Here is a 13,228-nt window from a genome sequence, read left to right on the forward strand (position 1 = left end):
CGCGGCGGATGGTTTCGGCCGTTACCTCCCTGCAGTCAACTCACACGAACTCGGAGCGCAACCGATGGCACTGAACGGGCTCGACGCCTGGTACGCCTTCATGAAACACCACGACAAGGATGCGCTGTGGGAGTTGCTGCATCCGGACGCGGTGTTCGAAAGCCCGGTCGTGCACACGCCGCAGGCGGGGCGCGAGATCGTGTTCAAGTACCTCACCAGCGCCGAAAAGGTATTGGGTGGCCCCGGCTTCACCTACACGGGCGAGTGGCGCAGCCCCAACGGCGCGGTGCTCGAATTCGAAAACGAGATCGAGGGCATCAAGCTCAACGGCGTCGATATCATCACCTTCGCGGACGATGGACGTATTACGCGCTTCAAGGTCATGGTCCGGCCATTGAAGGCGATCAATCTGCTGCATCGGCTGATGGGGGAGCAGTTGGCGCGGCAATAACGCGCCGGCACCCCGTCAGAACCGGCACCCAGTCAAATCCTCGTGGCCGCCGCCTAACCTTCTCCACATGGCGTACACTTCACACCTGATCCCGATCGAGAGACACGCATGACGATCTACAAGGCTCCCGTTGAAGATGTCGGCTTCCTGCTGAACGACGTGTTTCAGTTCGACCGCTACAACAATCTGCCCGGCTTCGCCGACGCGGCGCCGGACGTGCGCGAGGCGATCATCAACGAAGCGGCGCGGCTCAGCGAGGAAGTGCTGCATCCGTTGAATACCGTCGGCGACGAGCAGGGCTGCACGCGGCACGACGACGGCAGCGTCACCACGCCGAAGGGCTTCAAGGACGCCTACAAGCAGATCGCCGAAGGCGGCTGGATGGGCTTGTCGTCGCCGGCCGAATATGGCGGCCAGGGACTGCCGATCACGCTGACCCAGACGGTGCAGGAATTCCTGAACTCCGCCAACATGGCGTTTGCGATGTATCCGGGCCTGACCATGGGCGCGGCTGCGGCGCTGACGGTGCACGGCACGCCGGAGCAGAAGCAGATCTATCTGCCCAAGATGGTGAGCGGCGAATGGACCGGCACCATGAACCTCACCGAGCCGCAGTGCGGCACGGACCTGGGGCTGCTGCGCACCAAGGCGGTGAAGCAGGCGGACGGCAGCTACAAGATCACCGGCACCAAGATCTTCATCTCGGCCGGTGAGCACGACATGGCCGACAACATCATCCATCTGGTGCTGGCGCGGATCGAAGGCGCGCCCGCCGGCATCAAGGGCATCTCGCTGTTCGTGGTGCCGAAATTCCTGGTCAATGCCGACGGCTCGGCCGGCAAGCGCAACGGCGTGGTGTGCGGCTCGATCGAGCACAAGATGGGCATCCACGGCAACGCCACCTGCACGATGAACTACGACGACGCCACCGGCTGGCTGGTCGGCGAAGAGAACAAGGGCATGCAGGGCATGTTCGTGATGATGAACGAGGCCCGGCTCGGCGTCGCCGTGCAGGGCCTCGCGCAGTCCGAAGTCGCGTATCAGAACGCCGTCGAATATGCGCGCGAGCGGCTGCAGGGCCGCGCGCTGTCGGGGCCGAAGGCGACCGACAAGCCGGCCGATCCGATCATCGTGCATCCCGACATCCGCCGCGCGCTGCTGACGATGCGCTCGTTCAACGAGGCGGCGCGCGCGCTGGTGCTGTGGACCGCGCTGAAGAGCGACGTCGCGCATCGCTCGGAAGACGCCAAGGAGCGGCAGGCCGCCGACGATCATCTCGGCCTGATGACGCCGGTGCTGAAGGGCGTGCTGACCGACACCGGCTTCGCCAACACCGTGATGGCGCAGCAGATCTATGGCGGCCACGGCTACATCCACGCCAACGGCGTCGAGCAGTTCGTCCGCGATGCCCGCATCGCGATGATCTACGAAGGAGCCAACGGCATCCAGGCGCTGGATCTCGTCGGCCGCAAGCTGCCGCGCGACGGCGGCCGCGCCGTGATGGCGTTCTTCGCCGAGGTCGGCGCCTTCGCCAAGGAACACGGCGGCGACGAGGCGGTGAAGCCGTTCGTCACCCCGCTGTCGACCTCGCTCGGCCATCTGCAGCAGGCCACCACCTGGCTGATGCTGAACGCGATGGCGGCGCCCGACAATGCCGGCGCCGGCGCCACCGACTACATGCATCTGTTCGGCCTGGTCGCCTGTGGCTACATGTGGGCCAAGATGGCCAAGGTGGCGCAGGACAAGATTGCCGCCGAAGGCGCCACGCCCTATCTCACCACCAAGCTGGTCACCGGCCGGTTCTTCATGGAGCGGACGCTGCCCGCCACCGCGCTGCATCTGGCGCGGCTGCAGACCGGCAGCGCGACCACCATGGAACTGCCGGCGGAAGCGTTCTGATCAAAGCCTGCGTCAACAATCGTCGTCATTGCGAGCGCAGCGAAGCAATCCAGAGCCGCACACGAAGTCTGGATTGCTTCGTCGCTTCGCTCCTCGCAATGACGGATCGACATGCCCTTGTTCAATTCGTCCGGCACTCTGAGCGCGGACCGAAACGGGAGAGACCCCATGCCCGAAGCCTATATCTACGATCACGTTCGCACCCCGCGCGGCCGCGGCAAGGCCGATGGCTCGCTGCACGAAGTCACCGCGCTGGCGCTCGCCACGGTGCCGCTGAAGGCACTGAAGGAGCGTAACAACCTCAAGCAGGACGTGGTCGACGACGTCGTGATGGGCGTGGTCGACCCGGTCGGCGAGGCGGGCTCGGACATCGCGCGGTTCGCGGCGATGAACGCCGGCCTCGGCGAAGCGGTGCCGGGCGTGCAGATCAGCCGGTTCTGCGCCTCGGGTCTCGACGCGGTGAACTTCGCCGCGGCGCAGATCATGAGCGGCCAGCACGAGCTGGTGATCGGCGGCGGCGCGGAGTCGATGAGCCGCATCGGCATCGGCGCCTCGGGTGGCGCCTGGCCGATGGACCCGTCGATGGCGGTGCCGTCCTACTTCATGCCGCAGGGCGTCTCGGCCGACCTGATCGCCACCAAATACGGCTTCTCGCGCGACGACGTCGATGCGTATGCGGTGCAGAGCCAGCAGCGCGCCGCGAAGTCCTGGGAGGAAGGCCGCTTCGACAAGTCGGTGGTGCCGGTCAAGGACATCAACGGCCTGACCATCCTGGCCAAGGACGAGCACATGCGGCCGTCGACCACGATGCAGTCGCTGGCGCAGCTGCAGCCGTCGTTCGCGCCGCTCGCCCAGATGGGCGGCTTCGACGCGGTGGCGATCCAGTCGCATCCGGAAATCGAAAAGGTCAACTACGTGCACCACGCCGGCAACTCGTCCGGCATCGTCGACGGCGCCGGCGCGGTGCTGCTCGGCAGCAAGGAAGCCGGTGACAAGCACGGCCTGAAGCCGCGCGCGAAAATCCGCGCCTTCGCCAATATCGGCTCGGAGCCGGCGATGATGCTGACCGGTCCGGTCGACGTCACCAAGAAGCTGTTCGAGCGCTCGGGCATGAAGAAGAGCGACATCGATCTGTTCGAGCTCAACGAGGCGTTCGCCTCGGTCGTGCTGCGCTACATGCAGGCGTTCGAGATCGACAAGGATCAGATCAACGTCAATGGCGGCGCGATCGCGCTCGGCCATCCGCTCGGCGCCACCGGCGCGATGATCCTCGGCACCGTGCTGGACGAACTCGAGCGCACCGGCAAAGCGACCGCGCTGGTGACGCTGTGCATCGGCGGCGGCATGGGCACAGCCACGATCATCGAGCGAGTGTGAGCAATTGCAACTGAGGCGGCCGGCGCCACAAGCACGGCCTGCTCCCTCCCCCCCTTGCGGGGGAGGGAGAAGACATCAACTCGCGACGCGGATCGTCGCGGGTTCGTTGAGCAGCGGCACCTCGGGCAGAGCCATCAAGGCGGGTTTGGCGAAATGGTAACCCTGGAACAGCGAAATTCCGGCTGCACGCAGCACGGTGCATTCCTGTTCGCATTCCACGCCTTCGGCGAGCACGCGAATATCCAGTTCGCGGGCGATGCCGACGATTCCCGCGACGATCGCCTGCTTGGCGCGGCTGAGATGGATGTCGCGCAGCACCTCCATGTCGATCTTGATCAGGTCGGGCTGCAGCTTGGCGAGCAGGCCCAGGCCGGCATAGCCGGCGCCGAAATCGTCGAGCGCGGTGAGGAAGCCGAGTGCGCGATACGCCTCGATGATCCGGTTGAGATGGCCGACGTCGAGCATGCGCTCGTTCTCGGTGAACTCGAACATCAGGTTCCGGTGCGGGAACTGCGCGCGCTTGGCGGCGGCGAGCGACTTCTGAATGCAGGCGTTCGGTTCGTACACGGCGTTCGGCATGAAGTTGATCGACAGCCGCGCGCACGGATCGGTGAACAGCTTGCCGGCGGTCTCGATCGCCAGCACGCGCGCCGCCTGGTCGAAGCGGTAGCGCATCTCGTCGGTGACTTGCGACAGGATCATGCCGGCGGGCTCGCCGTTCGGCCCGCGCACCAGCGCCTCGTAACCCCACACCCGCTGCGCCGACAGGTCGACGATCGGCTGGAAAGCCATCTTCATCTCGAAGGGAACCGCGACGCCGTCCTGGCATCCGGTGCAGACAGAACTCATGAACGACCTTCCATCCCGTGTGAGGAAAGCTCGACCGTAGGCGTCCTTCGCTTACGCAACGTTAAGTCGACGCGGCGCCGACGAATGAGTTCGCCGATGTCATTTGATACAAACCGTAACAACCTGTGGAGCCCGAGCCGATGAGCTACAGCAACTTCAAGATCGAGACCGACGCCGACGGCATCGCGCTGGTGACCTGGGACCTGCCCGGCAAGTCGATGAACGTGCTCGATACCAAGACGATCGAGGAACTCGCCGCGATCGCGGAAGCGACCGGCAAGGACGCGGCCGTCAAGGGCGTGGTGATTACTTCCGCCAAGGACGCGTTCTGCGCCGGCGCCGATCTGTCGATGCTCGAGAACATGACCAAGCAGTTCGCGCAGCTCAAGCAGGACAAGGGCGAGGAAGCCGCGCAGCAGATGCTGTTCGACGAGAGCCGCAAGCTGTCGCAGATCCTGCGCGGCATCGAGACTGGCGGCAAGCCGTGGGTTGCGGCGATCAACGGCATGGCGCTCGGCGGCGGCTTCGAAGTCACGCTGGCCTGTCATTACCGCGTCGCGGCCGACAATCCCAAGACCCGGCTCGGCCTGCCGGAGATCAAGGTCGGCCTGTTCCCGGGCGGCGGCGGCACGCAGCGCATTCCGCGCATCGTCAATCCGCAGGAGGCGATGACCATCCTGCTCAAGGGCGATCAGCTCAAGCTCGACAAGGCCAAGGCGCTGAAGCTGGTCGACGCCGTGGTGCCGGCGGCCGACCTGATCAAGACCGCCAAGGAGTGGATCAAGGCCGGCGGCAAGGCGGTGGCGCCGTGGGACGAGAAGGGCTTCAAGCTGCCCGGCGGCCCGGTGTTTTCCAAGCAGGGCATGATGATGTTCCCGGCCGGCAACGCGATCTATCGCCGCGAGACCTACGACAACTATCCGGCCGCCCGCGCCATCATGAGCTGCGTCTATGAGGGCCTGCAGGTGCCGATGGACGTCGCGCTGCGCATCGAATCCCGCTACTTCGCCCATGTGCTGCAGACCAAGGAAGCGGCGGCGATGATCCGCAGCCTGTTCCTGTCGATGCAGGAGCTGAACAAGGGCGCGCGCCGTCCGCAGGGCGTGCCGCCCACCAAGGTCAAGAAGCTCGCGATCATCGGCGCCGGCTTCATGGGCGCCAGCGTCGGCTACGTCTCGGCCAAGGCCGGCATCGAAGTCGTGCTGATCGACCGCGACCAGGAGAGCGCCGACAAGGGCAAGGCGCATTGCCAGTCGGTCATCGACGGTCTCATCAAGAAGGGCCGCGCCAAGCCGGGCGACGCCGAGGCGCTGATGTCGCGCATCACCGCGACCGCCGACTTCAACGCGATCTCGGATGCCGATCTGGTGATCGAAGCCGTGTTCGAGGATCGCAAGGTCAAGGCCGAGACCTACGCCAAGGCGCAGCCGCTCTTGAAGGAAGGCGCGATCTTCGCCTCCAACACCTCGACGCTGCCGATCAACTCGCTGGCCGAGGAATTCAAGGATCAGTCGAAGTTCATCGGCATCCACTTCTTCTCGCCGGTCGAGAAGATGATGCTGGTCGAAGTCATCCTCGGCAACAACACCAGCGATGCCACGTTGGCGGCCGCGCTCGACTACACCCGCCAGATCGGCAAGACCCCGATTGTGGTCAACGACTCGCGCGGCTTCTTTGCCAATCGCTGCGTGCTGCGCTTCACCGCCGAAGGCCTCGAGATGCTGATGGAAGGCGTACCGGCGCCGATGATCGAGACCGCCGCCAAGATGGCCGGAATGCCGGTCGGCCCGCTGTCGCTGGCCGACGAAGTCGCGCTCGATCTGATCCTGAAGATCATGAAGGCGACCGAAGCCGATCTCGGCGAACAGGCGGTAGATCAGCAGCAGAAGAAGCTGATGGTCGAGCTGGTCGAGAAGCAGGGCCGCTTCGGCCGCAAGAACGGCAAGGGCTTCTACATCTATCCGGAGAAGGGCAAGGGTCAGAAGAGCCTGTGGGACGGCATCGCCGCGCTGCAGCCGAAGCAGCTCGACCCCGACACCATCGACGTCGAAGAGCTGAAGCAGCGCTTCCTGGCGGTGCAGGCGGTCGAAGCCGCCCGCACGGTCGAGGACAACGTCATCGTCGATCCGCGCGAGGCCGATGTCGGCTCGATCCTCGGCTTCGGCTTCGCGCCGTTCACCGGCGGCACGCTGAGCTATATCGACTTCATGGGCACCAAGGAGTTCGTCGCGCTCTGCCACAAGCTCGAGGGCAAATACGGCTCGCGCTTCACCCCGCCGAAGCTGCTCGAAGACATGGCCAAGACCGGCGACACCTTCTACCACCGCTTCGCCCCGAAGAAGCAGGCGGCGGCGTAGTCACCCCGAGCACAGAGCGCTCCCTCTCCCGCTTGCGGGAGAGGGGTGGGGTGAGGGCGCCCCGAGCACTGACTCAGCGACTCGCGGAGCGGAGTGCCCTCACCCGGATCGCTGCGCGATCCGACCTCTCCCGCAAGCGGGAGAGGTGCGCTGCCGGTGGGGCGAGGCCTCGTCTCACTTCTGGTACAAAAACAAAGGGCCGGATCATCGCGATCCGGCCCTTTGTTTTTGTCGTTCGTCATTGCGAGGAGCGAAGCGACGAAGCAATCCAGCTCAGTGCACGGAGCTCTGGATTGCTTCGCGGAGCCTGTCATCGGGCCGGCCGAAGGCCGGACCCGGTGGCTCGCAATGACGCTGTGGCGAAGACGCTTATGCCTTCTGCAACAACCCTTCGCTCTGCAGCGCTTGCTGCACCTTCGGCCGCGCCGCGACGCGGGCCTTGAAGGCGTTGAGGTTCGGGAAGCCCGAGGTGTCGATCTTCATCCGCTCGGCCCAGCTCAGGATCACGAACAGGTAACCATCCGCGACCGTGAAGGACGACCCCATCAGGTAGTCCTTGCCGGCAAGCTGCTTGTCCGCATAGGCGAGGTACTTGGCGATGCGGTCCTTGAAGAACTGCTTGGCGTCGTCGCCGAGCACCGGCGAGAACAGCGGGCCGAAGCTCTTGTGCAGGTCGGTCGAGATGAAGTTCAGCCATTCCTGCAGGCGGTAGCGCTCAGCCGTGCCGTTCTCGGGTGCGAGCTTACCGCCGCCGACCTTGTCGGCGATCATCTGGACGATCGCCGGTCCCTCGGTCAGCACGGTGCCGTCGTCGAGGCCGAGCGCCGGCACCGAGCCCTTGGGGTTGATCTGCGTGTAGTCGTCGCCGTTTTCCAGCTTCTTGGCCCGGATATCGACCTTCACCAGCTCGAACGGCAGGCCGGATTCGCTGAGCGCGATATGCGGCGACAGCGAACAGGCGCCGGGCGAATAATACAGCTTCATCGAATTTCCTCCTCGAGGATCATGGAAAACGCGCGCGGCGGCGATTAAATGCGCTTGCATGAAGGAGTCAAGATTGATGCATCTGCATCCGGTGGGGTAGACTCGTGCGTACGATGGATGAGGCGATGAAAAGCAAACCGTCGACCGAAGCGACCGCAGCCTGGGCTCGCCTGATGCGGGTGCGCAGCCGTGTGCTCGATGCGGTCGAGCAGGAATTGAAGAAGGCTGGTTTTCCGCCGCTCGCCTGGTACGACGCGCTGCTTGAATTGTCGCGCGCGCCGGGCGGCGAGATGCGGCCGGTCGAGCTCGAGAAGCAGATGCTGATTCCGCAATACTCCACCTCGCGCCTGATCGATCGTCTGGTCGACGAGGGGCTGGCGGCGCGCCGCGAATGCAAGATGGACAAGCGCGGCCAGTTCGTCGAGATCACCGACGCCGGGCGCGAATTGCAGAAGAAAATGTGGGCCGCCTATTCGACGGCGATCGAAAAGCACGTCGGCTCCAAATTGTCCGATGCCGATGCTGCCCGGCTGTGCGGGCTGCTCGACCGGCTCGGCTGTGCCTGCAACGGCACGCCGGCTGCGCCAGACGCCCGAGACAGCGCGGCGGCGCGATGATACACAGCTCACCCCTCGTACCCGCGGTTCATTTCGCCCGCGGCTCCTGCCACCCTGCGCCGCTTCGTCCCGCGCGCTGCTTCCGGAAGTCCCATGGCGCGTGACCAGATCGATATGACGCCGCTGAACTCGCGCGACGAACTCGTCGGGTGGATCGAGGCGGGCGTCAAACCGCCGTCCGAATTTCGCATCGGCACCGAGCACGAGAAGACCCCGTTCACGCTCGAGGGTCATCATCCGGTGCCTTACGAGGGCGCGCGCGGCATCGGCGCGCTGCTCGAAGGCATGCAGATCCTGCTCGGCTGGGAGCCGATCATGGAAGGCCCGCACATCATCGGGCTGCACGACGTCACCGGCGGCGGCGCGATCTCGCTGGAGCCGGGCGGTCAGTTCGAATTGTCCGGCGCGCCGGTCGAGACCATTCATCAGACCCACGCCGAGCTGATGGCGCATCTGGCGCAGGTCCGCGAGATCGCGACGCCGCTCGGCATCGGCTTCCTCGGCCTCGGCATGACGCCGTCGTGGTCGCGCGAGCAGATCCCGGTGATGCCGAAGGGCCGCTACAAGATCATGACCAACTACATGCCGAAGGTCGGCGCGTACGGCCTCGACATGATGTACCGGACCTGCACGGTGCAGACCAATCTCGACTTCTCGTCGGAAGCCGACATGGTCAAGAAGCTGCGCGTCTCGGTCGCGCTGCAGCCGATCGCGACCGCCTTGTTCGCCAATTCGCCGTTCACCGAGGGCAAGCCGAACGGCTTCCTGTCGTTCCGCTCGGAGATCTGGCGCGATACTGATAACGCTCGCTCCGGCATGATCCCGTGGGCGTTCGAGGACGGCATGGGGTTCGAGCGCTGGGTCGACTACGCGCTCGACGTGCCGATGTATTTCGTCAAGCGCGGCGATCAGTACATCGACGTATCGGGCTCGTCGTTCCGCGCCTTCTTCGACGGCAAGAACGACAAGATGCCGGGCGAGCGCCCGACGCTGTCGGACTGGGCCAATCATCTGTCGACGATCTTCCCCGAGGTGCGGCTGAAGCGCTACCTCGAAATGCGCGGCGCCGACGGCGTGCCGTGGGGCCGGCTGCCGGCGCTGCCGGCGTTCTGGGTCGGCCTGCTTTACGACGACACCAGCCTCGATGCGGCCTGGGAGATCGTCAAGAGCTGGACCGCCGAGGAGCGCCAGGCGTTGCGTGACGAGGTGCCCCGGCTCGGCTTCAAGTCGAAGATCGGCAATCGCTTCCTGTTCGAGATCGCGAAGGAGTGTCTGATCCTGTCGCATGCCGGACTGCGCCGGCGCGGGCGGATCGATTCCTTCGGCAACGACGAATCCCGGCATCTGGCGCCGCTCGATCAGATCCTCGCCTGCGGCCGCTCGCCCGCCGAGGAAATGCTGGAGAAGTACCACGGCGCCTGGCAGGGCTCGGTCGAGCCGGCCTACGACGAATACGCATTCTGAATCGCCGCGGCCGAGACGCGGCAATCCGCCGCGCGGCCGCATTGCGCCGTCCGTTCAACCTTTTGCGCCGGGGGCCGGTGTTTTACGCCGCGACCCAGCTGAAAGAACAGCATGACGGGTTCGTGCATCCGTGCTTGGGTTTGGCGTGTACCGAAGTCAGTCGATTCTGTGACCGAGCAACAAACGTTTGTTCATCGCGCATACAGGTCTCCGACCGTCAGATGACATTTTGGAACTACGGCCCAGCCTCCAATTTTCTGGAACCTTGGATTCGGGCCTAACACGAAGGCGAGCGTGAATGCGGCGGGGCGGCCTCCTAGGGGCATGGTTGGTCTTGCTCGTCGTGGCTGCGGCAGCGCTGGCGCCGCGCGTCGCGCACGCGCAGGCCAATTTCGACCGCCCCGGGGCGGACTATCTGCGTCTCCCCGTGGACAGCAACGATCCGGCCGATTGCGCGCTGATGTGCGAGCGCGACCGCCGCTGTCGGTCGTGGACCTTCTCCTATCCGCAGGTCCCCGAGGACGGCGCGTTCTGCTGGCTGAAAAGCGGCGTGCCGCAGCGCAGCCCGAGCAATTGCTGCGTCTCCGGCGTGCGCGGGGCCGGCGTCATCGAACCGCGCAACGGCTCGGTCGAGGCGTCGATCGACCGCTTCGGCGGGGACTTCCGTAGTTTCGAGATGAAGGCCAACGAGGGCGACGACGCCTGCAAGGCCGCCTGCGAGCAGGACAACAAATGCCGCGCCTGGACCTATGCGCGGCCCGGCCTGGTCGGGCGCAACGCGCGCTGCTTCCTGAAAAACCAGGTCAAACCCCCGCGCCGTAAACCGGGATTCGTGTCCGGCGTGGTGCGGTAGCGAGCACTGTTATCAGGCCTGCTACATCGGTGACCCTGATCCTGAGGGGCCCCGGCTTAGCCGGCGTCTCGAAGGATGATGGCCAAACACGCGAACGGTTTGAGCCTGCGCCACGCGCCTCCTCACAAATCGGCGTTTGTGCGTGCTACTAGTTCAGTGCACCGACGTGAAGAACCGCGCGATGCGGAAGCCGGAGATCCAGTTGGTCACCGGCTCCTTGCGCACACCCGGATTCCACGAGCCGACGATGGCGTCGACGCGGCCGACCAGATTGTCCATCGGCAGCAGACCGACGCCGCCCTGGCGCACCGGCACGCGGCTGTCCGAGGAGTTGTCGCGGTTGTCGCCCATCACGAACAGATGCCCGGGCGGCACGGTGACTTCCGGCGTGTTGTCGAGCCGGCCGTTGTCGTACAGCTTGAAGATCGGGTGCGACACGCCGCCCGGCAGCGTCTCGACATACTTCGCCGCCGTCTCGTAGGCGCCGTCTTCATCTTCGGCCTTGCCGACGCCGTCCGATTTCACCACCGCGTCGACGCCGTTGATGCGGACGATGCCGTTGGTGAGTTCGACGCGGTCGCCCGGCAGACCGATCACCCGCTTGACCCAGACCTGCGAGCGGTCGCCGGGCCAGCGAAACACGACGACGTCGCCGCGATGCGGCGTGGCGCTGAACACGCGACCGGTCTCCGGAAACGCCACGTGAATCGGCAGCGACGCCGTCGAGTAGCCGTAGGGAAATTTCGAGGCGAGCAGCGCGTCGCCGATCAGCAGCGTCGGCTCCATCGAGCCGGACGGCACGTAGAACGGCTCGGCCAGCGCGCCCTTGCCGACCAGTACGATCGCCACGACCGCCGCCAGTTGCCCGAGCTGCGCGCCCCAGCGCCGTACCGCCCCGCTGATCACGCCTGCCTTGCTGTTCATCCGCCGGTGCCTCCGACCGTAATCCGATCCATTCGCAGCGTCGGCTGGCCGACGCCCACCGGCACGCCCTGGCCGTTCTTGCCGCAGGTGCCGATGCCGTCGTCGAGCTGCATGTCGTTTCCGATCATGGAAATGCGGTGCAAATCAGTCGGACCGTTGCCGATCAGCATCGCGCCCTTCAGCGGCGCGCCGATCTTGCCGTTCTCGATCCGGTAGGCCTCGGTGCACTGGAACACGTATTTGCCTGAGGTGATGTCGACCTGACCGCCGCCGAAGTTCACCGCGTAGATGCCGTTCTTCACCGAGGCCAGGATTTCGGCCGGGTCGTGCTGGCCGGCCAGCATGTAGGTGTTGGTCATGCGCGGCATCGGCACGTGGGCGTAGGACTGCCGGCGGCCGTTGCCGGTCGGCTTCATGCCCATCAGCCGGGCATTCTGGCGGTCCTGCATGTAGCCGGTGAGGATGCCGTCCTCGATCAGCACGGTGCGGCTCGTCGGCGTGCCTTCGTCGTCGATCGACAGCGAGCCGCGCCGCGCCGAGATGGTGCCGTCGTCCACCACGGTGACGCCCTTGGCGGCGACCTGCTGACCCATCAGGCCGGCGAAGGCCGAGGTCTTCTTGCGGTTGAAATCGCCCTCGAGGCCGTGTCCGACCGCCTCGTGCAGCATCACGCCCGGCCAGCCGGGGCCGAGCACCACGTCCATCTCGCCGGCCGGGGCCGGCACCGATTCCAGATTGACCAGCGCCTCGCGCAGCGCGCCATCGGCGGCATCGCGCCAGGCCTTGGTCTCGATGAACCGCGCATACGGCTCGCGGCCGCCGTAACCCTTGGAGCCGCTCTCCTGGCGGTCGCCCTGGCCGGCGACGACCGAGACGTTGACGCGCACCAGCGGGCGGATGTCGCGATAGCTCTCGCCGTCCGGCCGCAGGATCTCGACCACCTGCCAGGTGGCGCCGACCGACACCGACACCTGCCGCACCCGCGGGTCCTTGTCGCGGATATAGGCGTCGATCTCGGCGAGCAGCTTGACCTTGGCCTCGAAGCCGGGCGCGTCGAGCGGGTTGTCGTCGCCGTAGAGCCGCACATTGGTGTGCGCCGGCGCCACCGCCAGCGTGCCGCTGTAATCGCCGCGCACCGCAGCCACCGCGTCGGCGGCGCGGATCAGCGCCGGCAGCGACACGTCGGACGAATGCGCATAGCCGACCGCGTCGTCCTTGACGGCGCGGAGCCCGAAGCCCTGCGCGGTGTCGTAGGTCGCCTGCTTCAACCGCCCGTTGTCGAACGCCAGCGCTTCGGTCTGGCTGTATTCGAGAAACAGCTCGCCATCGTCGGCCCCCGCCAACCCCCGCGTGAGTTCGCGCCGCACTGCATCACGATCGAGCTTGGCGCGGTCGAGCAGGGAGGTCTGGGCTGGATTGGTCATGAGGTTGGTTCCCGACTGTTGTTCGCTGT

Annotated in this window: 11 protein-coding genes; 7 read left to right on the forward strand and 4 right to left on the reverse strand. The window is 65.7% G+C overall.

The window, feature by feature from the left end:
* The first annotated feature begins 64 nt into the window (after positions 1 to 64).
* The 3 genes from ACFFJ6_RS10830 (at position 65) to ACFFJ6_RS10840 (ending at position 3,727) form a co-directional block, all read left to right on the forward strand.
* Positions 65 to 451, forward strand: a complete 387-nt coding sequence (locus tag ACFFJ6_RS10830) for a nuclear transport factor 2 family protein (protein WP_378387423.1) — start codon at positions 65 to 67, stop codon at positions 449 to 451.
* Between the two features lie 108 nt (positions 452 to 559).
* Complete coding sequence (locus tag ACFFJ6_RS10835; RefSeq protein ID WP_378387425.1) at positions 560 to 2,350, forward strand: acyl-CoA dehydrogenase C-terminal domain-containing protein; 1,791 nt, start codon at positions 560 to 562, stop codon at positions 2,348 to 2,350.
* A gap of 168 nt (positions 2,351 to 2,518) precedes the next feature.
* Positions 2,519 to 3,727, forward strand: coding sequence for an acetyl-CoA C-acetyltransferase (locus ACFFJ6_RS10840; RefSeq protein ID WP_378387428.1), 1,209 nt, complete (start codon positions 2,519 to 2,521; stop codon positions 3,725 to 3,727).
* A gap of 75 nt (positions 3,728 to 3,802) precedes the next feature.
* On the opposite strand, the gene ACFFJ6_RS10845 is transcribed toward ACFFJ6_RS10840, so the two are convergent.
* Entirely contained in the window at positions 3,803 to 4,576 is a 774-nt protein-coding gene (locus ACFFJ6_RS10845; RefSeq protein WP_378387430.1) for an EAL domain-containing protein, read from the reverse strand.
* Positions 4,577 to 4,716: 140 nt separating this feature from the next.
* Here ACFFJ6_RS10845 and ACFFJ6_RS10850 point away from each other — a divergent pair, with 140 nt between their 5' ends.
* Positions 4,717 to 6,933, forward strand: coding sequence for a 3-hydroxyacyl-CoA dehydrogenase NAD-binding domain-containing protein (locus ACFFJ6_RS10850; protein ID WP_378387432.1), 2,217 nt, complete (start codon positions 4,717 to 4,719; stop codon positions 6,931 to 6,933).
* Positions 6,934 to 7,302: 369 nt separating this feature from the next.
* Here the strand turns inward: ACFFJ6_RS10850 and gstA are convergent, their stop codons facing one another.
* On the reverse strand, positions 7,303 to 7,917 hold the full coding sequence (gene gstA, locus ACFFJ6_RS10855) for a glutathione transferase GstA (protein WP_378387434.1): 615 nt from the start codon (positions 7,915 to 7,917) through the stop codon (positions 7,303 to 7,305).
* Positions 7,918 to 8,042: 125 nt separating this feature from the next.
* Here gstA and ACFFJ6_RS10860 point away from each other — a divergent pair, with 125 nt between their 5' ends.
* The 3 genes from ACFFJ6_RS10860 (at position 8,043) to ACFFJ6_RS10870 (ending at position 10,851) form a co-directional block, all read left to right on the forward strand.
* Positions 8,043 to 8,534, forward strand: a complete 492-nt coding sequence (locus ACFFJ6_RS10860) for a MarR family winged helix-turn-helix transcriptional regulator (RefSeq protein ID WP_378387436.1) — start codon at positions 8,043 to 8,045, stop codon at positions 8,532 to 8,534.
* A gap of 93 nt (positions 8,535 to 8,627) precedes the next feature.
* The gene (locus ACFFJ6_RS10865) at positions 8,628 to 9,998 is read left to right on the forward strand and encodes a glutamate--cysteine ligase (protein ID WP_378387438.1); all 1,371 of its coding nucleotides are present in this window, start codon (positions 8,628 to 8,630) and stop codon (positions 9,996 to 9,998) included.
* 298 nt (positions 9,999 to 10,296) lie between these two features.
* Positions 10,297 to 10,851, forward strand: a complete 555-nt coding sequence (locus tag ACFFJ6_RS10870; RefSeq protein ID WP_378387440.1) for a PAN domain-containing protein — start codon at positions 10,297 to 10,299, stop codon at positions 10,849 to 10,851.
* Positions 10,852 to 11,004: 153 nt separating this feature from the next.
* Here the strand turns inward: ACFFJ6_RS10870 and lepB are convergent, their stop codons facing one another.
* Complete coding sequence (gene lepB, locus ACFFJ6_RS10875; protein WP_378387442.1) at positions 11,005 to 11,775, reverse strand: signal peptidase I; 771 nt, start codon at positions 11,773 to 11,775, stop codon at positions 11,005 to 11,007.
* A complete protein-coding gene (tldD, locus tag ACFFJ6_RS10880; protein ID WP_119858713.1) occupies positions 11,772 to 13,199 on the reverse strand; it encodes a metalloprotease TldD in 1,428 nt (475 codons plus the stop codon). The genes lepB and tldD overlap by 4 nt, the downstream gene beginning before the upstream one ends.
* Positions 13,200 to 13,228 lie beyond the last annotated feature (29 nt).

The sequence above is a fragment of the Rhodopseudomonas telluris genome (assembly GCF_042432815.1).
In the GTDB taxonomy this organism is placed as follows: domain Bacteria; phylum Pseudomonadota; class Alphaproteobacteria; order Rhizobiales; family Xanthobacteraceae; genus Rhodopseudomonas; species Rhodopseudomonas telluris.